Origin of the sequence: Marinobacter sp. tcs-11, from assembly GCF_002049515.1 — a bacterium.
Classification (GTDB): domain Bacteria; phylum Pseudomonadota; class Gammaproteobacteria; order Pseudomonadales; family Oleiphilaceae; genus Marinobacter; species Marinobacter nauticus.
Map to the genome: position 1 here is coordinate 1 of NZ_LLYU01000003.1, position 25812 is coordinate 25812.

Here is a 25812-nt window from a genome sequence, read left to right on the forward strand (position 1 = left end):
CAACCGCACCGAAGTCATCAAGAACGACAGCCACCTGACGGTGGAGAACAACCGCGTCAGCCACACCAAAGGCAACCGCCATCACACCGTGGATGGCGAAAAGCGGGAGCAAACCGGCAAAGACCACAGCTTCAATGTCACCGGTACTCTACACCTGAAAGCCGGCACCGCCTGGCTCAGCAATTCCGGCACCGAACTGCACATCAAAGCCGGCCAGAAAGCCGTGATCGAAGCCGGCGCTGAGATCACCCTGAAAGCCGGCGGCAGCTTCGTGAAGATCGATCCCAGCGGCGTGGCCATGGGAGGCGCAAGCATCAAGATGAACGCCGGTGGGGCTGCAGGGAAAGGCAGTGGGCAGAAGGTGCAGGTGCCTGAGATGCCGGGGTTGGTGACGGCTGCTGGCGGGGCAGAGGCGCCGGAGGCGTTGGCGGAGGTTAGCCAGAGAGCGAATGCTCAGCCAAAAGCCATCGTTGCCCACCGACTGAAACAGGCTCGGATGAATCGAACGGCTATTGTTGAGCAGTGCCAGCAGAAACCCGATGGCACTTGTCCGCTTGGGAACTGTCCTTGCGGTAAGAATCAGACAGCGTGATACGTGAAGGAGCCCATTGTGGTATTTGCACAACCTTCGACTGACAAGGTGCGTTTTTTAGTGCTGGAGGCGCAGCAGAAACCATCGGTTGTGCGGTCTTTGTATGAGCAGACAGACGTTCCGAAGTGGCTTTATCTGTTTGCTGAGACTGACTGGCAACAGTACCTGGCCGAAAGCCCCGTTGTTCTGGAAGCTAAACAGCAGAGCCCGGAGTATCAGTGGGCTTTGAAAGGATTGAAAGAAGGGCGGCTTATCGGGCTGATTCTGGAGTCCTCTGAGAGCCTTGATTCCGTGACGGGTTGGCTAAGGGCTCGCTTGACAGTGCGCTTTGACGGGGAAAGACAGGGCCTGCTGCGACTTTACGACCCTGAGGTATGGCAACGCTTATCTCCGGGGACTCAAGACCAGGCGGATGTGATTGAACGGGTTATTTACTGGTACGGAGAAAGTGGTCAGGAACGTTGGCAAACCACCGACAGACCAAATCTGTTCACTATGTTGCCCGTACCAACGCTTTCAGAAACTCAGTGGCAGGCATTGAACACGCCTGATGCCTGAGTCTGAATTGATACGTTTAGAACGCAAGGAATGACAGGGATGTCTGAGAATAGTGCAAAGCAGTCTACAGCTGGTTGTAGCCAGACTTGCGAGGACGAATCGCTGATTATCGAGGTTATCGGCAAAGAGCATCCGGATGGGCATGCTTTTCGAATCTTTGATGAAACCAACTACGAGCAGCAAGAGTGGTTGGAGAAACAGGTTGAAATAGAACCTCTGGAAAATTCCATTCTGCATGTCTGGCCCTGGAAGGGGCAGCCCTCCAGGAATGTCTGGATAGAAATCAAGTCTGAAGATGGCCCGATTCGGGTGCCCTTTCTGGATGATGCGACCAGCACCGAAAGGGAGGTTGAGCATCAACGCCACGTCGTACTGCCGGTCGTGCCGGCGACCCTGTTGTCAGGCATAGAGCTACATGGGCAGAAGCCTGCCCGCCAGGTTCTGGCTCGTGCGGGGTTCCTGTATATCTTTTACAAGGAAAAGCTATGGCGTGAAATTGAAATCCGCATAGATGAAGAAGGGCAAACTTCGTATCACGATGTGGCGCTTACCAAGTATCGTTCGCGCAGTGGTCAGCTAGAGCCTGGATACCGGAAAGTCACTGGGTCCGCAATGAGTGAAATCTGGATACCGGCCCGGATTAACAGTGATTGGCTGACATTGGAGATGGCCTTCAGCGAATCGCAGTGGCCGGGAGAGCGCGTGATGCATTTGGAGCGCTCCGCTACAGACCGGGAAAATCGTTGCGTTAGCATCGATATGCGTTTTGGATCAGAAACGAAGGAAAGTGTAGAGAACTCCAATACTTCCAACGGTAACAGTGTTGCATTTCTTGCTGAGTATCTTTCACCGCAACGTTCCCGAGTGCCCGCATTGGAGTGGCAGTTTGACCGCCCAGATGACTATCTGTTGGATTTAGAGGGAACCTATCCGGATCGGGCTATGCAAAAAGCAAAGTCCATTCACCAGAGGCAGGAAAGTCCGGATCCCGAAGACCCGATCGCCGAAGACGAAAGACCGGAGATGACTGCTCTCAGCAATTGCCTGCATCGATCATTGCACCAGGCTGAGGAGGCATTGATACAGCAGTGTCGGCCAGAGGACCCAGAGCCCTTCACTTGGCCTGGCTCTGGAACTGCTGAGACGGATGCTACGATCAATGCAAAAAAACGTGGCATTGGCGTTATTCTGCTGGACGATCCGATCTACCAGCTTAGATACAATCAGCGTCGTCGACAGGTGGCGGCCTGGTATATGAATGCCGCTGTGCGGCGCGCCAAGGCAAGACCATACTTTGACTCTGCCTTGCTGGTCCATTCTGTAATCGAGCCAGAACACATTGCGTCGGAGCCTAATCAGCTTCACAAGCACATGGCGGAAATAAATAATCAGGGCAGAGCAGAGCTTGAACGCTCGCTTGCGGTTTCTGAGCGTCAGATGGGGCGAGCTTATCTCGAGAAGGTGCATTCTGAGCTATTGGAATTGCTATCAAACGAACGCACCCATCATGTTCTGACGGATTTGTTCACTCATGACAGCTATGATTACGCTGGTGCATTCAATTTCGTAACATCTCTGGTGATGAACCTTGTCACCGAACCGGCGGAATGTGATGCCCTCGACATTGACGTTGAAGGTGCGGTCGATGGTGAAGGAAAACACTGGTTACAGGGACTGTGTGAGGGCCGGCACAGTCGCGTTCTCTACTCTCTGCTGTTTCCCCGCTTCAGCCCGGAAGATCAGAAAAAACCGTATCAACCTCCGGCAGAGCCTCAGGTCAATCATGGCAATGGGCAGTTCCGCGAAACGGAACTCGCTGCCATGTCTATTACCGACCTTCCCGATATTGAAGAGCTAAAAACGATCGATGGACTTGAATTAGCAGTCGAAGCTGCCGCAGGGTCCTACGAAACACTTCTGACGGCGAACATGAGGCTCGGTAGTCAGGTTTTGATGAGTGTCCACGGCAATATGTGGGCTGCGATTCATCATGCCAGCCAAGCTATTGAGGCGAGAAATGCAAAGCTGGCGGCTATAAAAAAGCAGTTGGCAGAGCTTCGAATAGAAATCTCCAATCTTGAAAACCAACGCTGGAACATCGAACGGAGAATTAACAACCTCAGAGGGAAAGAAGCTGAGCTTGAGGCGATCCGGAACAAACTAATCGAGCTCGACGTACGCTTCAAAGAACTGAGCCGGCAGAAACAATCCATCATGAAAACGGCGGTTGCAGGCAGAATGAAGCTTTATTCTGTTTCGTTGGAGCAATTACGTCGGTCCCTACCGGAGCTTCTAGGGAAAGTGGAGTTGATGCGACTCTCGAAAGCGCGTCAGAAAGATTATTTCATCTTCGAGTTTAGTGAGGCTGAACTTAGGTCTGGAACTGGAAAGCGGGCTGTAGAGCTTTTTGGGGACTTGATACAGGCAGGCGAAGAACCTGACGTTCGCGCGTCAACAAGTAGAAGACGCAGCAAGGCTGCGGGTATCGCATCCGAGGTTGCTGAGGATGTATACGTGCTGGCAGTCCCTAAAACAGAAACGGTTGTGACGTTAATTGAGGATATCCGGAAAGCTGAGTCTGACTTCCGGCAAGCGGTGCGTGCGTTAGCTGAACTCGACGAGCTCGTTGGGCCGAGTCCCGGCACCCCCGCCGCGGCAATGGCTGCCGCTGCGCAAAGAATCGAGGCGGCAAAAGCTGAAGTTGCCCGAGCGGAACGGGAACTCAAAGCATTCGAGCAAGAGATTGATAGCCGGAGAAGCCGTGTTGCGAAGAAAGAACAGTATATCCGTGACCTGGAGGCCGCGAACGATGCGGCGAACAAGATTGATCAGGCAGAAATTAACAGTAACAGATCCAGTCGTTTATATCGGGTGTTGAATAAACCAGCTTTTCCGGTATTTGTTGGTTTGATTGAGGTGTTTAACTCAGCGAGCGTTTGGTCAGGGCGGTCTCAAGATGCAAGGATTAAAGGGAACAATCGTGCCGGCCTCCGAGTATTCAGTGCGGGTTTTGATCTGTTTGTTGCGGGCACGGCAATTAGTGAACGGTGGGTGCTGGGGCCATCCAAGATCTTGGCGCTCGAACTGCCAGAAGACATTGGAAGAGTTTTCGTTAAATCTCTTGGTGCTCCACTAACAGTAAGAAGTGGGCTTGGCGCTGCAGCCGGTTTTCTTATGGCCTTGGATGCCGGGTGGGATGCCTATTACGAGTATCGGATGGGAAATCACAAAGCGGCGTTCGGCTATGGATTGCTGGCGGGTAGCGGGATCGCTTTCGGATTCGCAAGTGTTGTAGGTAAATCAGGACTTCTTTTGGTGTTAGGGCCGAAAGGTTGGCTGGCGGTAGGTGTTATCCTGGCCGTAGCGGGCCTGGCGACGGTTTTCGCATTCAGCGACGAACCGCTCGACATCTGGATGCGGCATGGGCCTTTCGGGCCTTTGGCGGAGAAGCCCTTCTTGAAAAAACCAGATGAAGCCTACTATCGCTTGATCAGCCAGTTAATGGGCGTCACGGTCAGACTTGAATACAATCCCTTGCGACGAATGGCGCGAGACGGCGTTCTGGAGGGCTACAGCGATGATCAGGTGGCCGCTTTGTCGATGGCTGGTGAGCGTTTTGTGATTGAGAGCGCCATTCCTGAATTGTTCAATTCGGGCGGGGTTGTCACTGTTTTACCGAAGCTTCAGCTCAACGAAACGATTGCTGTCGCTAAAGGTAGATCGGGTCACGTTCAGAATAACCGAATAGAAGGGGCTGATCTGGAGCCTTATGTACTAATGACAGAGGAGTCTGGTACGGGTTTGCATATTTATCTGAATGCACCTGAGAGCGCGAGACGCAAATTAGAGACTGCAGTCTGGCAGAGCGATACGTGGGAAACGCGAACATATAGATGGAAGGCCAAAGTCCAGATTCAGGCGAGGCAATCGCTCGAATCCATGTTGATGGTCTTCCCGGCGCCTCCACCGCAAGACCCTCTCGTGTTTAGTAAATCGGACGAGCGTCATACCCAACCTGACTTTAGCAGTGAAGACCAGCCATTTTGGTACAGTCAAAGAGTTCAAGAAAATGTCGATTGATGTTTCTCCACATGGTAGCTCGAGTGATTATTATGGGTCGCATAGCTACCGTTCTGACTCGATTCCCGAGCAAAGCAATCAAACTCAGGAATTGAACCGAACCGGATTAGATCGCTCAGCCAGCTTACGATTACCGTGGGGTAATACCCGTGAAGTGATGCCGCCCACCTTCATGTCAAGAAACCCACCCAAGAAGTTGCGGCGACTGGAGAAAAAAGAGGATCTGGCAGAGAAGTACGGTCTTCACGTTGAGAGTAATCATGAATGCTTCCGGCATGCACCATTGGCTCTCCAGGCTCGATTAGTAAGTATAATTAGTGTTACAGGTGCGTTGTGGGCCTACATTGTTTCTCCCGGATATTTGATAACACTGATTTTGATGTCGCCGTTGTTTACGTCCATTAGTAGAAACTATTCCGAGTACATACAAAGTCTTGGTTTATTCGAATTTATCATGCTTGGAGGCGGCTGGATTCTCATTTTGATGGCCAAACTGGCGTTACGCCTCTTCCCGAAATGGCTTTTACGGAATGGCCGAGGCCCTGAATGGGAATTCAACCGTCGCACCGGCATGATCAAGGTTTGGCAATACCCGAAAAAGTTTCCTTTTCTCCCCAGAAAGCCGCCGGTAGTGGTTGAAAAGCCCTTCTACGAATTCGATGCCTGGTGCTGCGCGAGGGTGGATCGCTTTGGCACTTTGTTTGACCTGGTGCTCTCCCACCGTTACAGCAAACTGGATGTTACCGTTGGCGATATTCTCGGCGCCCACGGCAGTCCCACCATGTGTTACGCCTACTGGGATTTCATTCAGAACTACATGGATGTCACAAAGCCGTTGCCGGAGCTGCCCATGCTGGAGCAGTATCGACACCTTGACCCGACCACCGCAAAGCACGATCAGGCGGCGGGCCGTCCTGCGCGTTACTGGCGGGATATGGATGACAAAACTTTCAAGCGGAAAGTGGACGACATGTTTACCGATGTCTCTATCATCGATACCACACGCAGGCCAGACCTGATGGCGGAAAAGCTGAGTTATGCGTCCTGAGCGAGCAGGAAGCCCTCCCGGCCAATCTTGGGGTTGCTTGAAAACATGTGCTTCCCACAATGCTTGTGGGGTGAGGTCGACAGTTTGGTCTCGTTACTGATTGCAAAAGACCAATTAATATACGGTTAATGGAATGACCAATCTGCACAATGGCAACGATACTTTGTCATCTCATCCATCGGCTGAATCCAACTGGGAAGCCGGTGTGCGCCGCACAACCAAGGACCGTCGGTTACTAGTTCTGAGTCCTGAGCCGGTGATGACAGGGGCGCGAGCGGTGGACGTCAACGCTTGGATTAGGAGAAAGACCGATGGCTGGCTGGATTTGCAGGGCGGAAACCTGCTGTTTGGTGCCGAATTTGCGTTGATGTTCTTGAGCTTGGGCGTGTTATCCACTGGTATCTTGGGTTTTGGTCTGATGTTTGCGCTAGGCCCCGACTCGCTGGGCCGTTGGGATTGGGAGTCGCCACTTATAATGCTGATTGGAAACCTCCTGATTTCTTTACCCTGGGGCTTGTACATGCATTTCCTGGGTAACAAAGCCGTGAAAGAAACCCCACCGGTGCGATTTAACCTACAACGCCGGCAAGTAGCCATCCCGCGTTGGATTGAAGGAAAGGAATTCAAGCTTCCGTTTTGGACAGATAATGCAGCTGGAATAGCCTATATAGTGATCGCTTTTACAATAGCCGCAGTTCTGTATACGCCTATTGGTTTGGAAAACAATCCGGTGGAATACGTTCAACGTGTACGGAACTACTTGTTGACAGCTCTGGTAATTGAGGTTCTGGTGGTCGGCACTTACCTTTTCTTCGGCCTCCGCCTAAAGAAAAAACATGACCCCAAACTCGTCTACGAAATCTACCCGTGGGAGAAACTGGTCGCCTACATCGAAACCCGCCAGGACATCGGTCCCGGACTTATGGCTACCCACACGGTTCTCACCCTGGCGATTCCGAAGCCGGACGACCCGGAATCGGCCCTGGCCGCTGCCAGCATCAACGTCGGCCATGAAACCGCCGGCCTGGCCCAGTGGGAGTGTATTCGCCAGTTTATGGAAAACGGTCCCGAGGCCTGCCCGGATCCGAAAGAGGACGAAACCCTGGCCCACTACAAAGCCAAGTGCAGACAAGCCCGCAAAGAGATGTCCTTGTTGCCCTGGCTGAGCAAGAAGGTGGGCGACTGGTTCTTCCAGCGTTACCTGGCTCACATCATCACTGAACGCCGCATCAAGACCCTGGCCCTAAAGAGCCTGCCCGAGGAACTGAAAGCCTGGTCCGCGCCTTTGCCAAAAGAGCAATGGGCCAAACCGTCTGAGGCACTGCAGAACCTGAATCAACAACTCGCACGCGCTTATGAACGTGGCCTGAAGTTTACCCAGATGGGGCCAGTCTCTGAATGGCAAGCGGGTCGTGAGGAGAAGCAACAACAGAAGCGAGGAAAAGGTCGTTTCCGAGCCTGATTGTCTTATTGATTAATGGGCTGCTGTCGGATGTGGGAACCGATTGTTATCAGATGATAGCGGCGCGCTGATTGAAACGGTCCAACACGTATCTGGTTAATGGATTGACCAACATGCATTCGACGTATACCAAGCTTCCCGTTGTTAGACATGACGTGTACCGGAAAGACCGGGCATTAATGTACCAAACGGCTGGACTGCTGTTCGCTACGATCTGCGGTCTCGCCTACTGGTTTTACCTGGATACCTCATCAGTCGTACCGGCAATCATCTTTATTATCTTCACGAGCTTTGTTTTTTGGGGGTATCTGCGGCTGGATTTCGGAAACATCAATCACATGGTTGAAGTGACTCCTCAATTCTTGCGAGTCGATGACTGCCCATTAAAGGAAATCGCCTGGCGGGATATTGCTCAACTTAAACTGGAAAAGCGTTCCAGTTCACAGGGCGCGCGATCTGCGCTACTGATTATCTATTTGAAGGACGGACACAATTACCGTCTCCCGAAGCCTGGCAGATTCATATCGAAACAGCGCAGGGATGGTGGCATTGTTGCCACCAACCTTTACAACTACAAGGGCGATTACAACGAGATTTTTGAGCAACTTTGCGTGGCGAAAGAGGGCGGGCAATTTGTTCGGTGGTCATCTGCAATGAAAATAAATGTCCCAAGAACTTGTCTTTAATAAAAGGCGGTCCACCCAATTCATGACCAGATCAAAGTTCCCAATAACATCATCGGGTAGACTACCCCTTCGAAAGTCGCCAAAAGCATTATTCGAAAAGGAATTCAGTTATGACACGCAAGCTTCTCATCTCTTTATTTCTGCTATCCCTTGGTCCGTTTTCTCACGCTGCCGTCTACCAGTGGACAGATGCCAACGGTCAGACCCATTTCGGCGATCGCCCCCCGGCGAAGGCCAGTTCGAAGGAAGTGCGCGTCAATGCAGCGCCGGCCCAGGCTGATGCCACAGCCCGTGACCGGCAGCAGAAAATGACGGAGTTCCTGGAACAGCAACAGAAGGAGCGGGAGGAGCGTCAGGCCAAAGAAGCGAAAGCCCGGCAACAGGCCGAAAAGCAGGAGGAGCTATGCAGGAATCTCCAGGCCCGTCTCAAGCACCTGGAGAGTGTTTCAACCTTCTATGATATCAATGAGAAGGGTGAGCGGGAGTACGTGTCCGAGGAGGAAAACCTGAGAATCCGTGAGCAGTTCCGCGCCAAGGTTCAGCAAGAGTGTGGTGGCGCCTGACACGTTGTTTTACGGGTTGAAGACGACCTGTCGTCTCTATACCATAGCCGCTCCAAATGGAACTGTAGACATGGAGTCTAAGGAATGGAATCTTCCAACAAGCAGCGGCTTACCCTGGCCGATCTGCCCTATCGTATTGAAAAATCTCCCCTCGCCCGAAAGTTTGAATCACGCCAGAGCATCAGCACAGCGCTGTCATACATTGGTATTGCTGTCGCTATCATCGGGGGCCTGATTCTGATCGGCGGGCCGAGCTCTATCCAGGTTGGCTGGGATGGCCCCAGTCTTTGGGAACTGATCCTGCTGAGCCCCGGGCCCATCATATCCATTGGCATGTTGTTGCTGTTCATTGGCAGCCAGATTCTGCCTCCGGTTATTCAGGAGCTGGACGCCTTTATTGAAGAGAATTTTGCCTTGGTTGACGATAACGGTATTCCGGTCATGGATGCGGTCATTACCTGGCAGTCGGAGGCCGGTGGCAACCTGAGCGTGGTTGCTGTCTCTTTGAATCAGCCTGCCGAGTCTGAGCAAAGCGCCTGAGCCTGCTGGTTGATTACTCGGAATAACCGGCTGTCAGTCAGCTACAAGGATGGTAGGTCATGAATACCGTTGGCAAAGTGTCGAACGCATCTGTACTTAAGCGAGCTATCCGCAGCGATAACCCCAAACCGCTGCTGCAGGATTGGGCGCTCCGGCCCTTCTACGCCCTGTTCACTCTTGATGAACACGGGCAGGAGCGCGGAGCCTGCGTGCGTTGGGGCCGAGACCTGGCGGTGCTGGTTACGCTGGAAAAAACGGAAGCGGAGAGCCTGATTGAGTCATTGGTCAGCAGCGACAGCAGCCAGGAGATATATATAAAGTCTGTTCCTCTCTGGGAATTGGCGCGGTTTGCCTATTCGCAGCACATGATACTGGCGTGGGCCAAAGAGGATCTGGTATTCCCCAGGGAAGCGCTTGAGCTTGTCGGTTACAAGGCTTTCGTTTGCGATGCTGATGGTGCGGAAACCCTGGTCAAAGTGCAGGTAGTGCCTCTGGATAGCGGGGGAGAGAGTTCCTTGGTATCGGGTGATCTTCAGTGGTGGACCCGTGATTCAGGCGCTGAATCAACCGAGCGTGTGTTGATCTACAACGACAGCCTGCGGTGGAAAGACAACTCCGTGTTGCCGGCTCTGCCGGACAATGCGCGCCCGTTGTCGTTCCTTTCTCCTGAAGAGCGTGTTGTCTATGACCGGTGGGCTCGCCCCAGTCTGCCATTGGAGTTCGGTGATGTAGAGACCATTGATGCCGATGTGGATGTGCAGCTTCCCCCCAATGAGTGGCTTGGCGAAGATTGCCTGGAAGGGCCGAGAAAAATTTGCCATTTGATGGGGCAGTTAGTTTTTCCGAATGCTCGGAATTTCAAGCTGGAAGTGAAGCATGACAAGCTCGCGCTGGACGATGATCAGTCGGATGCAGAGTCATCAATGAAAGTAATCAGACTTACCTTCCTTTACCTCGAGCAGAACAGCCTGGATGACCGGATTACTCCGTTGTCGATTGCCCAGGAAACGCTGACGCTTGATGTATTGAACGCCCTGCCATTCCGCTTGCCAACGGCACCGGGGATGCACCCGATGCCCGAGAATTTGCTGGGAATGTTGAGACGTCGGCTGGCCTGGGGGCTGTTCTCAGCCTCACGGCAGCTGGACGGCGGCGCGTCGCTCCTGGATGGCCTGCTCCGTAGCCTTCTTGTTGCGTTTCCGGACAACGCTGATGAACGCTTCACCTGCGATCCTGACGACAGAACATTCCCGTTCCTTGCGGCGTTTCGATGCGATCATAAGCGGGTGCCGGTAATGGTGCTTGGAAATCAGGATGGCAACCTGGTGTGTAATCCATTAGTGGACCTGAACGTGCCGGAGGCCCAGGTACCCGAGACGTTGCCGCTGCGCGATGATCTGATTGTCGATGGCACGATGACCTTGTGGGCCCTGTCAGGCTCGGTATTGATACCCGAGCAACTGATCGAGTGTCCGCAGGGCTGGTACAGGGGGGCCAGGGTTTCGGCAAGACATGCAGTGTTGAATATGAGTAACAATCTGCATCTCATCAACTATGTCATGGCCGACGATGCACCTGAACCGGATGAACTCAAGGAGTCTGGAGGCAAGGATCTGCTGAAATGGATGGGAGGCATTGCAGTGATATTTGTTTTCGTTGTGATGCTTATGGAGGCCTGAACCTCCTCTTGTTGGGTCGCAAATGCTGATCCGCCGCTGGGGTTCTCAGCGGCGGATCTGAGCTTCCGGCTGATTTAGCATCGCGATCAGAGGGTTTCTGCGCATAACATGGTCCCGCAACAGGTAGCCGAGCAGCAAGCCAAAACCGAACCCGCCCAGATGCGCTGCCCAGGCAACCCCGCCCTGGCTGGTAAACATGCCAAAGATGTTGATGCCAGACCAGATCAGGAAGTACCAGTGAGGGGCGAGCTTTTTCTGATACACAACGATCATGAAGGTGAGGCTCGCGTGCCGGAACCACATCAGGTAGAGGCCAAACAGCGCGGCGATTGAGCCGCTCGCGCCCACCAGCAGCAGGGGGCCCTGAGACGAATCAAACAGAAGCAGTTCTGCCAAGGCTGCCATCATACCGGATAGCAGGTAGAGCCCGAGAAATGCCCAGTGACCCAGGGCATCTTCCAGGTTGTCTCCGATAATCCACAAGAAGTACATATTCCCCAGCAAGTGCATGAGCCCGCCATGCACGAACTGGTAAGTGAGAAGCTGCAGCACAATCTGAATCGGATCTGGTGCATCGGAGTTAAGCCCCAGGTTCACGAGGATCCAGTGCTCGCTTTCCGGTCCGTTCAGGTTGCCCAGAAAAACAACGGTGCAAAGTGCAATCAGGGTCCAGGTAACGAACGGAGCCTTCTGAGGCTGAACGTTGTATTCAACAGGCATGGCCGTGAAAAACTGGAACAGCCAGGATTTCCAGCTGACCTTCTTGTTAAGATCGGCCAGTGCATCTTTCAGCAGAGGAGAATGCATCACCTGCTCAACTTCGTCGTGATCAAGCCAGACGCCATCGCAGGATGGGCAGCAATCAATCTCTACCCGATAATTGGAGAGCAGCTGGTAATGCGCCATCGGCACCCGACACCGCCGGCATTGCCGGTCGCTGGTGCGCAGGCGTTTTCCCAGATTGAGTTCGTGATCATAGTCATCCACATGATCGTGTTCCGAAGAAATTGCCTCATTCAGGGCTCCGTCCTCAAACCAGAGGCCGTGACAGCTACTGCAGTCAGCAATACGGGAATCCCCACCTCTGACGAACCGAAGAGTGGGTGTGCCACAGGCGGGGCATTGTGATTTCATAATCTGGACAGTACCCGGTAATCTCGCCATTCCAGTAGCCAGCCTAATATCTGGCCGGCACCCCAGGCGGCAAGCATGCTGAATTGCGCGATGAAGAAGATGCCACCAGTGGCAAAGACAAAATGCATGATTACCAGTGGTATGTTGATAAACACAAACAGAACGAGCAAAGAGCCATCCTTCGCCTTTTCTTCCAGGTGCGCCTTCAACGTCGGAGGCTGCCAATGGGGAATGGCTTCGACTTGCTCGGGCTCTAGTTCGGCCAGGGTGCGTTCGTTGGCGGTTAGATGCCAGCCTGAGCGAAGCGGTTGATACAACGTCAGAGTATCACCCTCGTTGCTTCGGCGGAGCCTTAACGCCAACGAGGTAGATTGGCCTGAGTTCAGATGACCAATTTCACGCTGGTCGAAATCCAGTGAGTAAACATGCCTTCCTGTTCCAGCCACCAATGTGAATGCGGCAAGAGCCGCCCAGCCACAGAGCCAGACTGCCAGAATCAGCAGCAGGTTATTCTCACCCCACTGGGTAAAGGTGAAAGGGACCACAAAACCGTAGCAAAGAGCGGCAAACACCGGAAACCAGATCACCAGAAGGGAGGTCCAGCCACTGGCATTGCCTACCAGAAATAGAGTGTTGTTTTGGCCAGGGTTGGTGGCCAGTTGTTTCAGGCCGTCCAGCGGATCGGGTGCTTGAAGTCTTTCGTCAGCTATCGACATGGTTACAGGTTCCTTTCCACCGCGAAGAAGACGAGATCGGAATCGGGATTCGAGCTGAGCACCTGAAGATCATCATCAGAATCCTCCGGCAGCTTGTCGGAGAGCGCGATGGCGTACAGGGTGTTGTTCGCACGGACCATTCTCAGAAGGTACATGGCGGTGCCCGGAGGCGTTTCCGGCTCCCAGGACATTCGTGTTCTGACGGGCCGAATCAGGCCCTGGGCAAACTCCGGGATTGCACCGGGTGCGGCCGCTTTTTCCAGTAGTGGTCCGGCTCCGGCTACCGTCCCGGCCTGCAGCAGTAATTGGCCGTCGCGGTCTATCCCGACGATGCCGGAGGGCCAGGACAGAGCGCGCCATTGCTCAAGTTCGGCAAGTGATGGAGACTCCGGCATGTCCAGCGAATGCCAGTATTCTGTCAGCTCTTCCAGCCCCTGTGCCGAGATGTAGGTGAGCATCTTCTCATAGGGGCCCCGTGGCTCCCCATTATGCCGTCGGGTCTCAAAACTCCGACTGGCCGGGGCGTAGCGCAAGGTTTCATACTGGTTTCTTTCTTTCGAGAATCGGGTGCGGGAGGTGCCGGATACGTCGTGAATGGACACGATTTGTCCCGGCCCCCATTGATCGCTCTGATATTCCCAAGAAGAAAGGGTCTGGATTCCAACGACGGTAAAACCCACAAACTGGGGCGTTACACAGCGAAGCAGAAATCTTGGCGAGGGGCTGAGTCGAGCGGGTAGGGGCTTGGTGCAGTCTCCGGGCCTGATTCCGACTTCTTCGGTGGTCACCGGTTCGGCCTCGTTTGGCATCCGCCATTGCAATGACTCGGGAGAGTTCAACAGTTTTTGATGCAGCGCCTCGGCCAGTTCGCCCACCGAAGGTGCGGCCAGGGCTGGAGAGCAAAACAGGCATGCACAACAGAGAATCAAACTAAGATGAAGGGATGCTGGCACTGGCATGGCTATCAACTCCTCGCGGCTTGCATCGTTTGCCGGGCTGTCGAGCCGAAACCGCCTCGTTGGGTTTTGCCGTTATAGACCTTGCCGGAACTGCCCGCCAGCTGAGTACGCGCCATAGTGACGGGGCCACGGAGGTTTTTGTTTCCAAGATATTGGCCGTTCGCCGTCACATAGTGCCAGAAAAACGGGACGTGGCTATGGTGCGAATAGCTGTCGTCACTATCGTCTCCACTCTTGAGCGTCTCGTCGGAGATTCCGTAAACCGGCTGGAGCTGGCTATCACTCAAAGCTGAAGGGTCAGGTTGTTCGCCGTGGTAGCTTTTATCCAGTACCGACTGGTCAACCAGAAAGCCGGAATAGGGCGGTTGATAGAGGCCGTTGTCTGCCTGCTCACACGTGGCCAGGTTGTCGGCGCTACACCATCCGGTTTTGCAGGATTCCTCGTTGATTACATGGGCAAAGTCAGCTTCACACTGCGCCCGTGAGGTGTACTTCGGCGCCATGACGGCATGCCGCAATGCGACTTCCCGTTCGAGATCTTCACAGTAACCTTGTGCTGATGACAGGGTGCTCTGGCAAGCATCGATAGTCCGGAAAACACGAACGTCGGTATGCCATGGATCGAACCCAAGCACAACCAGTGGTGTTGCGCCCATCAGCACAAGCGTGGCTGCCTGGGAGCGTTTCTGGCGGCGAGAGCGGGTTTTAAGTGCGGTGCTGATCCCTTCCTGGGCGGCCATGGAGCATCCTTCTCCTCAAAGCGGTCTGGGCGGCGAATCTATAGCAAGCGAGAGAAAAGGTCAAACCTGGCGGCTTTCCTGTCAGTTACTTTCTGGGTAGACTCCCGCCGCTCATCCTCAACTCCAGGAGAAGGAACCTCCATGCAGCGTATTCAGCTCACGCCCCGCCCCGATTGGGTGTCGCAGGCGGAATCCTACGGTTTTCACTTTCACACGCTCGAAGGCGAGCCTTATTGGGATGAAACTGCGGCCTATCAGTTCAGTCTTCGGGAGATCGAAGAGGATATTGAAGCGCCCACCGAAAACCTGCACGCCATGTGTATGGAGCTGGTGGCGGAGGTGGTGGCCAGTGAGCGCTTGATGAAGCAGCTGGCCATTCCGGAGCGGGCCTGGGATCTGGTTGCCGAGAGCTGGAAGTTTTCGGAGCCTTCCCTCTATGGACGAATGGACTTCTGTTATGACGGCCAAGGCCCCGCCAAGTTTTATGAATACAATGCCGATACCCCCACCTCTCTATACGAAACCGGCTTTTTTCAGTGGTTGTGGCTGGAGCAGCAGGTCGCCCTCGGCCAGTTGCCTCAAGAGGCTGACCAATACAATCGATTGCAGGAAGCCTTGATTGAACGGCTGGAACTTATTGGCCGGGCTGGTCAGAGCTTGCACCTGGCATGTTGCCGGGACCATCCAGAGGATGCGGGAACCATCCAGTATCTTGCCGATTGTGCCGAACAGGCGGGCCTTAAGCCATCAAGCCTTTTCATGGATGAACTGGGTCTTAATGATCAGGGCCGGTTTGTAGACCTTGACGACCTTCCGGTAGATCAGCTTTTCAAGCTCTATCCCTGGGAATGGATTTGGCAGGAGGCCTTTTCGAAGGCTATCGCGCAGGGTGGAACGCAGTTTGTCGAACCTCCCTGGAAGCTGATTCTCTCCAACAAGGGCATCCTTCCTCTACTGTGGGAACGGCACACCGGGCATCCGAACCTGCTGCCAGCCTGGTTTGAACATGAAGTGGCGAATGGCGCGAACGTTGAACGATGGGTGCGCAAGCCGCTTTTTTCCAGGGAAGGAGCCAATATCTCTGTAGAGACGTCATCGGGCGTAGAGTCCGTTGTGGAAGGGCCGTACGGCGATTGCCCGACGATCATCCAGAGCTGGTGTCCGCCGCCGCAATTTTCCGGCAACTATTGCCTGATCGGAAGTTGGGTAGTCGGGAGTGAGGCTGTTGCCATGGGGATTCGGGAGGACAGCTCGGTGATTACCAAGGATACCTCCCGGTTTGTGCCGCATTTCATCTGTGACTAAATAGCTGCTCAGTCTGCGAGATACTGCCTGGCAAATCCCTGCAACTCCTCCGCCACGCGCTGGCGAATAGCGGCACGATCCTGCGGATCCAGTTCGTACTTGCGTGCCAGCAGTTCGAAATCCTCGTCTTTGAGGGTTACCGTCAGTCGCGGGCGGGCACGGCCTTTACGGTAGGGCAGGTGGAGCACCTTGCGCACCATGTCGGCGGTCGTCATATCCTGCATGGCCGCCGACACGCGAAAGGCGCGCTGGATGTCGTTGGACAGGTCGAAGGCCATCTGTACCGCCTGAACGGCCTGTTCTTCTCGGGACCAGTCCTGTTTCTTCGCCATGGGGTTGCCTGTGAGAGCGCCTTTGAGGTGCTTGAGTGAGCGCCCCGAACTCGGGGCGCTCAGGGTTTACGGGTTTGCGTTGCCGCCCTTGAGGCGAGCCAACACATCGTTGACGGCATCCTGTTCGCCGTCAATGCCGGCGGCTTTCAGTTTTTCGTCCAGATCTGCGCCGGTCAGCTCTTTTTCCAGGGTGGCGCTGGCGGTCTGGCGGTCTTCTTCCCGGGCCTGGCGCTCGCGAATCCGTTCCAATGTCTCTTTCGCGGTGCTCAGGGAGGACTGCTGGCTGTTGATGTTGGTGTCAATCTGCGCGGTGGTGCGTAGCACCCGCTCGTTGGTCTTCACCACTTGCAGTTCCCGGCGGTAGTCGGCCAGCTGTTTCTCGGCTTTCTGAACTCGCTCTTTCAGGCCCACAATGCGCTGTTGCAGCAGTTCCCGGGTTTGGGTCAGCTCCGAGGCGCGGCGTTCATGGCCAACAATTCGCTCCGCCACTTCCCGGGCCAGGTCTTCCTGGCCAGCCGCGATGGCTTTGCGGGCATCGTCTTCACGCTTGGCGGCGCTGTCCTGCTCGGTACGGATCTGTCGGGCCAGGGAGGCCGCTTCGGCCATCAGTGACGCCAGCTCCTGCTTGGCCTGTTTCAGCTCATGCTCGGAATCGCGCAGTTCCTGTTCCAGAATCCGGTTGCCCTGGCCGTCGACAACGGCTTCACCCAGTTCGTTCACACCCCCGCGCATGGCGGTCAGGATTTTTTTAAGTACGGTTCTCATGTCTCAGCCCTCACTCAAGCCAGGTAGTCTTCAAAAGTCTGTAACAGGTCGATGGCATTCTCGGCGAGGGTTACCAGTTCCTGCATGATCTCGCTGGTGCCGGACGTGGGGCTCAGTGCGCCATAGACCACATAGTGCTGGCCGGTTTTGCCAAGAGAGCTTAAGGGCATGGGAACACTGATGCGCAACATGTTTTCATGCAGCTCGTTCAGACGTTCCGGGGCCAGTTCCTGTTCGTCGAAAAGGTACGCAAGGCACAGAATCTGGGTGTCGGTTACGGTAATATACACCGGTGTTTCTTCGGCGCCGGACACGATCACTTGCAGCACCGGTTCTTCGCCGGCAATGGGCATGACATCGAAGGTTCGGCCAGCATGGGTGGCGTCACCCAGGGCCAGGGTGAGAGATTGGGTATCCACGAATAGCTCCTTCCTGTGGCGTTGAATCGGTTCGGCCGATCCGGACGAACCTTGTCCTGTCGCTTGACATTTTATGTCAATAATCCGAGTCTATACCTCGCAATTAAACATTTGCAAGAAATAGTTTGTTTACGTTATAAACAACTCGTCAGTCTGACACGGACTGTCGCCCAGTGGATTTACCAGAACGGATGTCTGGTCGCGTATGGATACATTCTTTGCAATTGCCTTCTCCTTCCCCACGGTCATTTTTTCCGTATTGCTGTGCGTGGCCATCGTTTACTGGCTGATTTCCCTTGTGGGTCTGGGCGATATCGAGGCCGATGGCGATATTGATGCCTCCGGCGACTTCTCCGGCCTGATGGTGACCCTGGGGCTCCAGGGTGTCCCGCTGCCACTCGTGCTTACTCTGTTGTTCCTGATTGCCTGGTTGGCGAGCTATTTTGCGGAGCTGCTGCTCGGTGCACTGGTGCCTGATGGTTTCCTGCATGCACTGTTCGGCCTGGCGATCATCGCCGGCGCTCTGGTGATGAGTGTTCTGGTGACCGCGGTTGTTATCCGCCCACTGCGGCCACTGTTCCGGCGGGCGTATTTACCCCCGCTTCAGAAACGTATTATCGGTACCGCCTGTGTCGTGACCTCAGCAACGGTTACGGAAACCAAAGGCCGGGCTGAAGCGATCCTGGATGGTGCCCACCTGGTACTGCAGGTTCGTAGTCATACGCCTTTGGCGCATCGCGAGCGCGCGGTGCTGATCGAACATATTCCGGACAAGAACGCCTGGTGGGTGGTTCCGGAAGCTGAATTCCTTGCCGGCGAATCGGCCGGTTAATCCCCGCACCTACTCCCTTCAATCAGCGCAGGAGAATGACTAAATGGACTTATCTTGGATGATGCCAGCAATCATGACCGTCGGGGTCCTGGTTCTGCTGATACTGGGCATACTGGCCCTGTTCAAGGCGTTTTACCGCAAGGTGGACCAGGGCCAGGCCCTGATCGTGAACGACCTGTCGCCCACGCCCAAGGTGTATTTCACCGGGGCCATGGTGCTGCCGGTTATCCACCGCGCCGAGACCATGAAAATCTCGGTCATTACCCTGGAGCTTAACCGTACCGGCAAGGAAGGGCTGATCTGTAAGGACAACCTGCGGGCCGACATTACCGTTGCCTTCTACCTGCGGGTGAATGAAACCCAGGAAGACGTACTGCGCGTGGCCAAATCGGTGGGCGTGGGCCGTGCCTCAGACCGGGATGCCGTGAACGAGCTGTTCAATGCCAAGTTCAGTGAAGCGCTGAAGACCGTCGGTAAGAAGCTCGAGTTCATGCAGCTGTTTGAGGAGCGTCAGCGCTTCCGCGATTCCATCGTCGAGACCATCGGTGAAGACCTGAACGGTTACGTGCTGGAAGACGTGGCCATCGACTACCTGGAGCAAACGCCGAAGACCTCGCTGGACCCGAACAACATCCTGGATTCCGAGGGCATCAAGCGGATTACCGAAATTACTGCCCTCCACAACGTGGAAACCAACCGTCTGGAGCGGGACCAGGAGCTGGAAATCCAGCGTAAGAACGTCTCGGCCCGGGAAGCCTCGCTGGAACTGGAGCGCAGCCAGGCCGAAGCCGAAGCGCGCCAGCGCCGCGAAATCGAAACCCTGCAGGCCCGGGAAACCTCGGAAACCGAGCAGGTGCGTGAGCAGGAGCGGGCCCGTGCCGAAGCCGCTCGCATCAAGACGGATGAAGAACTGGCGATTGCGGACGAAAACAAGCAGCGCCAGATTGAAATGGCCATGAAAGCCCGCGAGCGTGCGGTGCAGATTGAAGAAGTGCGTATTCGTCAGGCCCGGGAGCTCGAGGATGTTAACCGTGAGCGGGCGGTAGAAATTGAACGCATTGGCATGGAAAAGGCGTTGGAAGAAGAGCGCAAGGAAATTGCCGATATCACCAGCCAGCGTATTGCTGTTGAGCGCAATGTGGCGGAAGAGGAAGAGAACATCAAGGATGTTCGCAACCGCTCTGAAGCAGACCGCTTGAAGGTGAAGAAAGTGGTGGCGGCTGAAGCCGATGCCGAAGAACTGAAGCTGAAAGATGTGAAAGCGGCCGAGGCGGCGTTTGAGCGCTCCAAGCTGGAAGCTGAGCAGATTCGGGTTACCGCCCAGGCGGAAATGGACGCAGCCGAGAAGAAATCGGTGGCTGACGAGAAGCTGGCCCGCGGTCGCCAGGCTATGGCCGCGGCCGATGGCCTTGCCGAAGCGCAGGTCAAGGAAGCCCAGGCGTCTGCTATCCGGGCTGATGGTCTGGCCCGCGCCGAGGTTAAATCGGTTACCGCCAAGGCCGATGAAGAAGCCGGCATGGCCGAGGTTCGGGTGCTTGAGCAGCGTCTGGAAACCGAAGCCATGGGTGAAGAGAAACTGGGTGTTGCCAAGGCCGATGCCCGTAAGGCTATGGTTCTGGCCGAAGCCGAAGGTGAGCAGCGCATGGGCCACGCCAAAGCCGAAGCCCGCGAAGCCATGGCCAAGGCCGAAGCGGCTGGTCTGGTTGAGAAACTCAAGGCCTACGATGGCATGTCTGAGGAATCCCGTCACTTTGAAGAGTTCCGCATGAACCTGGAAGTTCATGAGAAGGAAGTGATGGCCCAGATCGACGCCCAGAAGGCTGGCATGCTGGAAAATGGCCGGGTTATGGCTGCTGCCCTGAAAGACGCCAAGTTCGAAATGATCGGCGGCGACGGTGGCATTTTCGAGAAGTTTGCCCAGGGCCTTGGCTACGGCAAGAGTGTTCAGGGCGTGCTGGACAAGTCCCCCTCGCTGCAGGCGGCGCTCTCGAACATTGCCGGCCGGGTGGCAGGTGAAAAGCCCAACCGCAGTTCCGAGACGGCCTGATAAGGCCGATGGCTCCCGGTACCGGACCCAAGGTGCCGGGAGTGCTTTCCCCTAACCGCATTCCCCTCTTTGGTTCAGGATGATTTGGTATGTCGACGGATCGCACCGAGCTCGAAAGCATTGTTCAGGAAGGTTCAGCCTTTGAAACCATCAAGCGCCGGCTGAAAGAGCAGGGCGGGCAACTGCGTGAGCAGGTGTCCGGGCTGAACCAGGCCCGCGAAGAGATCTTTGGCAGTGCCGGCATGAACGTGCTGGGCCGGGCCCGGGTGCGAACCGAAAACAACGCCATCGCCCGGGATGTGGTGCGTCTGGGCGACAAGCTGTTGTTCGGTTTCAATCTGCAGCTGGGCTTGCGCAAGACGCTGGTGATTGAAGATGTGTTCAGGCTGTACCACCTGAACGACGGCGACAGCGGGTTCGAGATGACCGAAGCGGCCATTGAGGGTTCGTTTCTCAAGGATGAACGCTTCGCCACCGACTTCCGGGAACTCCAGCAGTACTACAACACCGCCACGCTGTCGCAACTGGTGATTCTCAAAGGCATGTTGCTGATGGCGTTCCGCATCGGTGACAAGCTTGATGATCTTCGGGTGTTTCGCTGGGAACTGAAGCCCGATGGTGAGGTCAGCCGCTACATTGATAATCGCGGCGAGCGCGATCTGTCTTTCCCGGAACGTTTCAGTTTTCCCTGGAAAACCGTGGGCCGCGACAGCCAGGTTCAGGGCCGCTCTCCGCACCTGAACATCGCCGACACCCTGTTTGTGGATAACCTGCGGGGCAACATTACTTTCAAGGTGGAGAACAACACCTCCACCGGCGAAGGCATCTACTCGGACCCGGTGGAGTCCGATTCCCAGTCACTGGACGACGCCAGCTTCGATTTTGCCGATCTGGGCGAGATTCTGCTGGTGCGGATTCTGCCGTTTAACGAAGAACACTGGCGCTATTACCTGTTCAATCGCACCGAGCGCAAGATCGAGCGGGTTGACGCCATGGCCGGTTCCGTCGCGTCGCTGCCGGACAATCACGGCCTGATTTTTCCGTCGGGTTACTACCTGAGTACCGGCGAGCTGAAAACCTTCCAGATTCCCGACGGGGATTTCCGGCTCAAGCGTACCTTGCGGGCCCCCAACGGCGAAGACATGCTGTATGTCTTCTTCGAACAGCGCACCGGTCAGGTGATCCTGTTCCGCTACAACCTGATTCGCAAACAGGCGGATGTGCCACTGATTGGCCACGGTTACGCCCTGTTCGAAAACGGGCATCTGGTGATTTTCAATGCCGACAAGGAACCTACGCTGGTGCACCCGTTGCAGGTGTGGGAAACGCCGTTCACTTCTGAAAGTTTCCACGCTGCGGCGAACGTCGCCAACGATTCCGAGCTGGCGCGCATTGGCAATCCCGAGCTGGTGCGGGGAATTGCCGAGCTGAATACGGTGGTTACCCTGGTGGAGGGCGCCAGCGCCAGTGAGCGGCATTTCACCAACCTGATTCGTACCGTGGACCGTATTCTGGACCAGTTTTTCTGGCTGTCAGCGCGCCAGGAAGAAGCCTTGTTTGCCGGGTTAAACCAACAGCTCAGTACCATCCGAAGCACCGCAGAGCTGGTGCTGGATGAGTATGAAAAAGTCCAGAGCATTCGCGCCCAGACTGAAGCTGCGATTACCGAGGTCGCTCAGGACCAGGGCGCGTTGATGCGGGACCTGAAACCGGATAGCTGGAAAGCACCGGATCAGTTTGTCAGTTACCTGGCACGTTTGCGCGATCATCGCGGCCGGGTGCGAACTCTCAATGATCGGCGCTATGCCGACAAAGCCCGTATCGACAGTCTTGAAGAGGAGCTGGCCGAGGCTGAGGGCCGGCTGACCGAGCGCACCTTCCGTTTCCTGGCGTCGCCGGAGGCGCTGGATGGCTACCGCCAGACCCTGACCGAGTTGCAGACTGCGCTGGCCGAGGCCGACAGCCGGGATGCCCTGAAGAAGATTGTCGATCGCTATCGGGAACTGACCGAAGGCCTGGACATGATCCAGGGCATGCTGGCGTCGATGGGCGGTGACGATGCCGCGCTGGAAACGGCGATCACCGATAACATCTCGGGCATCTACGCGACCATCAACCAGCAGCGTTCCGAAGCGGAAATCCGGCTGAAAGAGCAGGGCAGTGCGGAAGCCCGGGCCCAGTTTGCGGCTCGTATCCGGCTGTTTGAGCAGAGCCTGGCGAACGGCGTCAGCGCGCTGTCGGATGTGCGCGAATGCGATGGTCTGATGACCCGGATGCTGGATCAGCTGCAGGAGCTGGAAAGCCAGTTTGGCGAATATGACGAGTTCCTGGCGGCTATTCTGGAGCAGCGTGAGAACGCCCATGAGAGCACCGAGGCACGGCGCCAGCAGCTCCAGGATCAGCAACAGCGCCGGGTAACCACGCTCACCGATGCCGCTGCCCGTATTCTCAAAAATCTGGGCCGCCGTACCGAACGTTTCAGCAGCCCGGAAGAGCTGCATGCCTTCTTCGCCTCTGATGCCATGGTTAGCCGGTTGCGCAGCATGGCCGGTGAGTTGCGGGAGCTGGGTGCCGCCATGGAGGCGGACGATTGCCTGGGCCAGCTTAAAGCGGCTCAGGACACGGCCCTGCGCAGCGTTCGGGACAAGGCCGATATCTTTGAGGATGGCGGTGCCGTTATCCGGCTGGGCAAGCACAAGTTCAGCGTTAACCAGCGGGAGCTGGATCTGACCCTGATTCCCAGGGACGATCATGTCCTGCTGCACCTGACCGGAACCCAGTATTACGAACGCCTGGAGGAGCCCGAGCTGGACCGCCTTCGGGGCTACTGGAACATGAGCCAGCCTTCGGAATCCGACCGGGTGTACCGGGCGGAGTATCTGTCGGCACTGGTGATTGAGGAGTTCCGCAAGACCGGAGACCTGCCGGTCAATGTCGCGGATCTGGATGAGCTGACCGGTTACATCCGCAAATTCGCCTCGCCCCGCTACCGGGAGGGCTACGAAAAAGGCATCCACGATCACGACGCAGCGCTGATTGTCAGTACGCTGTGGCCGGCGATTCAGAACGCCGGGTTGCTCCGTTTCAGCCCCAGGGCGAGGGCACTGGCCATGCTGTTCTGGGCCGAGTTGAGCCAGCAACAGAGCGCGGGCCAACAACTGCGTTCCCGGTGCCTGTCTGCCGGCATCCTCAGCCGCATGATGCAGTCCGATGAGCTGCTGGAATCCCTGCAACAGGAACTGGAACCGCAGCTCGCAAACTTTGTGGAAGAACAGCAATTGAGCCTGGCCGGGCCGGGCAGCGATGGTCGCAGCCTGGTGCATTCCGCAGCCCAGTACCTGGTGCGGCAGCTGGCGGAAGAATCCGAAGCCTTCGATATCACTCGCTATGCCGGGGATCTGGCGACCGGCTTTGTCGAGGCACTGAAACGGGATAACCAGTTTGCCCAGTATCAGCAGGCACTGGAGGTCGTGGCCGATCAGCCGGCTGCTCGCTGGAGCATCACCAGCCACTGGTTGAAAGCCTGGATGGCCAAGACGGATCAGCAGCATCTGCTGCACTATCTTCCGGAGGCCGTGGTTGTGCTGAACGTAGGCGAAACGGTGAAAACCTCGGTTCGCAGTGTGGAACTGGCGTTCCAGATTGAGGGTCTGCTGGGCCAACACCCTCGCATTGAAGAGCGCACGCTCAGTCTGCAACTGGATGAATTTGACGAGCGTCTGCGATATCACCAGCAGGAGATCATTCCTGGCTGGCAGCAGTTGCAGGAGGTGCGGCAACAGGTACTGGAGAAATGGCGTGGCCAGTTACGGCTGGACGAGTTCCGGCCCCGCCCGCTGTCGTCGTTCGTACGTAACAAGCTGATCAGCGAGAGTTACCTGCCGATCATTGGCGATAACCTGGCCAAGCAGATGGGCACGGCGGGTGAAGACCGCCGTACCGACCAGTCTGGGCTGCTGATGATGATCTCGCCGCCGGGCTACGGTAAAACGACGCTGATGGAATACGTGGCCAACCGTCTGGGCCTGATCTTCATGAAGATCAACTGCCCGAGCCTGGGCCACGACGTGATGTCGCTGGATCCGGAGAAGGCACCCCATTCCACCGCCGAAGCGGAGCTGATCAAGCTCAACCTGGCGCTGGAGATGGGCAATAACGTGATGCTGTATCTGGATGATATCCAGCATACCCACCCCGAGTTCCTGCAGAAGTTCATCTCCCTGTGTGACGGCACGCGCCGCATTGAAGGGGTGTGGCGCGGCAAGACCAGCACCTACGACATGCGTGGCAAACGTTTCTGTGTGGTGATGGCGGGTAACCCCTACACCGAGAGCGGCGAAGTCTTCAAGGTCCCCGACATGCTCGCCAACCGGGCCGACATCTACAACCTGGGTGACGTGCTCTCGGGCATGGAGCATGCCTTTGCGCTGTCCTACATCGAGAACAGCCTGAGCTCCAACCGGTTGCTGGCACCGCTGGCCACCCGGGGCATGGCGGACTTTTACCGGTTCGCCGATCTGGCCGAAGGCAAAACGGTGGCGGATTCGGACTTTGAACACGACTACAGTGCCGCCGAGCGCGATGAAATCGTTGCCCTGCTGAAGAAAATGATCCGGGTGCGGGAAACCGTGTTGCGGGTCAATCAGGCTTACATTGCCTCCAGCGCCCAGGCAGAAGCATACCGTACCGAGCCCACCTTCAAGCTGCAGGGCAGCTACCGGAACATGAACAAACTGGCGGAGAAGCTGTCGCCGGTGATGAGTGACCAAGAGCTGGAAGCCCTGATTGATGACCACTACCAGGGCGAGGCTCAGCTGCTGACCTACGGTGCCGAAGAAAACCTGCTCAAGCTCAAGCAGATGCGCGGCACCATGAATGACGAAGAAGCGGCACGCTGGCAGACCATCTGTGAGGAATACCGCCGCCGTCAGCAAGCCGGTGGCGACGAAGAAACCGGGGTGAAAGTGGTTCGCCAGCTGGGGCTGATCTCGGAACATCTGCAGCAACTGGGGCAACAGCTGGTTGCCGGACTGGACAGCCGAAAACACCCGGAACCGGACCTGGACAAGGCTCTGAGCCAGCTGTCCCGTTCCCTCGAAACCGGCCTCACCAAAGGCCTGCAATCGGTACAGCTGAATCCCGCTGTCACCGTCAACCTGGACAGCCCGCCCCAGGTGGGCGACGCGCTGATGGCCTTCGCCCGGATCTTTGAAGAATCCATTGTGCCGCTGGTGAAAACCATGGATGGCAAGCTGGATCTGGATTTGAAAACCCAGAGTGACATGAGCCGGGTGTTGCGGGTGATCCGGGAGCTGCAGGAGCGTTTGCTGGCCGGTTGACCACGTTGATACCGGG

At 56.0% G+C, this 25812-nt stretch carries 19 protein-coding genes and 1 pseudogene; 13 read left to right on the top strand and 7 right to left on the bottom strand.

Translation table 11 applies throughout. The annotated features are described in order from the left end of the window. The 9 genes and pseudogenes from ARC85_RS04470 to ARC85_RS04510 all read left to right on the top strand — a co-directional run. Window positions 1–592: pseudogene (locus ARC85_RS04470) on the top strand (type VI secretion system tip protein VgrG); the annotation flags it as partial. Between the two features lie 18 nt (window positions 593–610). Further along, complete coding sequence (locus ARC85_RS04475) at window positions 611–1150, top strand: DUF4123 domain-containing protein (protein WP_227548852.1); 540 nt, start codon at window positions 611–613, stop codon at window positions 1148–1150. Window positions 1151–1189: 39 nt separating this feature from the next. Next, complete coding sequence (locus ARC85_RS04480) at window positions 1190–5230, top strand: hypothetical protein (protein WP_153740309.1); 4041 nt, start codon at window positions 1190–1192, stop codon at window positions 5228–5230. Continuing rightward, on the top strand, window positions 5220–6278 hold the full coding sequence (locus tag ARC85_RS04485) for a hypothetical protein (protein WP_153740308.1): 1059 nt from the start codon (window positions 5220–5222) through the stop codon (window positions 6276–6278). Before ARC85_RS04480 ends, ARC85_RS04485 begins: the two co-directional genes overlap by 11 nt. Before the next feature lie 763 nt (window positions 6279–7041). Further along, entirely contained in the window at window positions 7042–7740 is a 699-nt protein-coding gene (locus tag ARC85_RS04490) for a hypothetical protein (RefSeq protein WP_286714370.1), read from the top strand. Between the two features lie 113 nt (window positions 7741–7853). Then, window positions 7854–8426: a hypothetical protein gene (locus ARC85_RS04495; RefSeq protein WP_286714371.1), complete on the top strand. Its 573-nt coding sequence runs from the start codon at window positions 7854–7856 to the stop codon at window positions 8424–8426. A 110-nt stretch (window positions 8427–8536) separates the two neighbouring features. Beyond that, the gene (locus tag ARC85_RS04500; protein WP_286714372.1) at window positions 8537–8989 is read left to right on the top strand and encodes a DUF4124 domain-containing protein; all 453 of its coding nucleotides are present in this window, start codon (window positions 8537–8539) and stop codon (window positions 8987–8989) included. An 84-nt stretch (window positions 8990–9073) separates the two neighbouring features. Next, window positions 9074–9529, top strand: a complete 456-nt coding sequence (locus ARC85_RS04505) for a hypothetical protein (RefSeq protein ID WP_206853899.1) — start codon at window positions 9074–9076, stop codon at window positions 9527–9529. Window positions 9530–9588: 59 nt separating this feature from the next. After that, complete coding sequence (locus ARC85_RS04510; RefSeq protein ID WP_286714373.1) at window positions 9589–11208, top strand: hypothetical protein; 1620 nt, start codon at window positions 9589–9591, stop codon at window positions 11206–11208. A gap of 45 nt (window positions 11209–11253) precedes the next feature. Here the strand turns inward: ARC85_RS04510 and ARC85_RS04515 are convergent, their stop codons facing one another. From ARC85_RS04515 to ARC85_RS04530, 4 genes are all read right to left on the bottom strand, one after another. Then, window positions 11254–12342, bottom strand: a complete 1089-nt coding sequence (locus ARC85_RS04515; RefSeq protein ID WP_286714374.1) for a rhomboid family intramembrane serine protease — start codon at window positions 12340–12342, stop codon at window positions 11254–11256. Then, a complete protein-coding gene (locus ARC85_RS04520) occupies window positions 12339–13058 on the bottom strand; it encodes a hypothetical protein (protein ID WP_286714375.1) in 720 nt (239 codons plus the stop codon). The genes ARC85_RS04515 and ARC85_RS04520 overlap by 4 nt, the downstream gene beginning before the upstream one ends. A 2-nt stretch (window positions 13059–13060) precedes the next feature. After that, entirely contained in the window at window positions 13061–13660 is a 600-nt protein-coding gene (locus ARC85_RS04525) for a hypothetical protein (RefSeq protein ID WP_286714376.1), read from the bottom strand. A gap of 362 nt (window positions 13661–14022) precedes the next feature. Then, on the bottom strand, window positions 14023–14757 hold the full coding sequence (locus ARC85_RS04530) for a DUF1190 domain-containing protein (RefSeq protein WP_286714377.1): 735 nt from the start codon (window positions 14755–14757) through the stop codon (window positions 14023–14025). A 141-nt stretch (window positions 14758–14898) separates the two neighbouring features. Between ARC85_RS04530 and ARC85_RS04535 the strand changes: the two genes are divergently transcribed. Next, window positions 14899–16062, top strand: a complete 1164-nt coding sequence (locus ARC85_RS04535) for a glutathionylspermidine synthase family protein (RefSeq protein WP_286714378.1) — start codon at window positions 14899–14901, stop codon at window positions 16060–16062. A gap of 8 nt (window positions 16063–16070) precedes the next feature. Here ARC85_RS04535 and ARC85_RS04540 read toward each other — a convergent pair whose 3' ends face one another. From ARC85_RS04540 to ARC85_RS04550, 3 genes are all read right to left on the bottom strand, one after another. Continuing rightward, entirely contained in the window at window positions 16071–16394 is a 324-nt protein-coding gene (locus ARC85_RS04540) for a hypothetical protein (protein WP_226596109.1), read from the bottom strand. A 66-nt stretch (window positions 16395–16460) separates the two neighbouring features. Further along, window positions 16461–17159: a PspA/IM30 family protein gene (locus ARC85_RS04545; RefSeq protein ID WP_011787110.1), complete on the bottom strand. Its 699-nt coding sequence runs from the start codon at window positions 17157–17159 to the stop codon at window positions 16461–16463. Between the two features lie 14 nt (window positions 17160–17173). Then, window positions 17174–17578 (bottom strand): YjfI family protein, encoded by a 405-nt coding sequence (locus ARC85_RS04550; RefSeq protein ID WP_011787109.1) that lies wholly within the window; start codon window positions 17576–17578, stop codon window positions 17174–17176. A gap of 205 nt (window positions 17579–17783) precedes the next feature. Here ARC85_RS04550 and ARC85_RS04555 point away from each other — a divergent pair, with 205 nt between their 5' ends. The 3 genes from ARC85_RS04555 to ARC85_RS04565 all read left to right on the top strand — a co-directional run bounded on the left by ARC85_RS04555 (window position 17784) and on the right by ARC85_RS04565 (window position 25796). Then, window positions 17784–18410: a hypothetical protein gene (locus ARC85_RS04555; protein ID WP_199452788.1), complete on the top strand. Its 627-nt coding sequence runs from the start codon at window positions 17784–17786 to the stop codon at window positions 18408–18410. A gap of 43 nt (window positions 18411–18453) precedes the next feature. Next, a complete protein-coding gene (locus ARC85_RS04560; RefSeq protein ID WP_011787107.1) occupies window positions 18454–20457 on the top strand; it encodes a hypothetical protein in 2004 nt (667 codons plus the stop codon). 89 nt (window positions 20458–20546) lie between these two features. Further along, window positions 20547–25796, top strand: coding sequence for a DNA repair ATPase (locus tag ARC85_RS04565; RefSeq protein WP_286714379.1), 5250 nt, complete (start codon window positions 20547–20549; stop codon window positions 25794–25796). The last annotated feature ends 16 nt before the right edge of the window (window positions 25797–25812 follow it).

Coding starts and splice junctions, on each gene's coding strand:
- ARC85_RS04555 (WP_199452788.1), top strand. CDS start 17,784: ATGGATACATTCTTTGCAATTGCCTTCTCCTTCCCCACGGTCATTTTT.
- ARC85_RS04565 (WP_286714379.1), top strand. CDS start 20,547: ATGTCGACGGATCGCACCGAGCTCGAAAGCATTGTTCAGGAAGGTTCA.
- ARC85_RS04480 (WP_153740309.1), top strand. CDS start 1,190: ATGTCTGAGAATAGTGCAAAGCAGTCTACAGCTGGTTGTAGCCAGACT.
- ARC85_RS04495 (WP_286714371.1), top strand. CDS start 7,854: ATGCATTCGACGTATACCAAGCTTCCCGTTGTTAGACATGACGTGTAC.
- ARC85_RS04510 (WP_286714373.1), top strand. CDS start 9,589: ATGAATACCGTTGGCAAAGTGTCGAACGCATCTGTACTTAAGCGAGCT.
- ARC85_RS04515 (WP_286714374.1), bottom strand. CDS start 12,342: ATGAAATCACAATGCCCCGCCTGTGGCACACCCACTCTTCGGTTCGTC.
- ARC85_RS04505 (WP_206853899.1), top strand. CDS start 9,074: ATGGAATCTTCCAACAAGCAGCGGCTTACCCTGGCCGATCTGCCCTAT.
- ARC85_RS04520 (WP_286714375.1), bottom strand. CDS start 13,058: ATGTCGATAGCTGACGAAAGACTTCAAGCACCCGATCCGCTGGACGGC.
- ARC85_RS04485 (WP_153740308.1), top strand. CDS start 5,220: ATGTCGATTGATGTTTCTCCACATGGTAGCTCGAGTGATTATTATGGG.
- ARC85_RS04545 (WP_011787110.1), bottom strand. CDS start 17,159: ATGAGAACCGTACTTAAAAAAATCCTGACCGCCATGCGCGGGGGTGTG.
- ARC85_RS04530 (WP_286714377.1), bottom strand. CDS start 14,757: ATGGCCGCCCAGGAAGGGATCAGCACCGCACTTAAAACCCGCTCTCGC.
- ARC85_RS04560 (WP_011787107.1), top strand. CDS start 18,454: ATGGACTTATCTTGGATGATGCCAGCAATCATGACCGTCGGGGTCCTG.
- ARC85_RS04500 (WP_286714372.1), top strand. CDS start 8,537: ATGACACGCAAGCTTCTCATCTCTTTATTTCTGCTATCCCTTGGTCCG.
- ARC85_RS04535 (WP_286714378.1), top strand. CDS start 14,899: ATGCAGCGTATTCAGCTCACGCCCCGCCCCGATTGGGTGTCGCAGGCG.
- ARC85_RS04540 (WP_226596109.1), bottom strand. CDS start 16,394: ATGGCGAAGAAACAGGACTGGTCCCGAGAAGAACAGGCCGTTCAGGCG.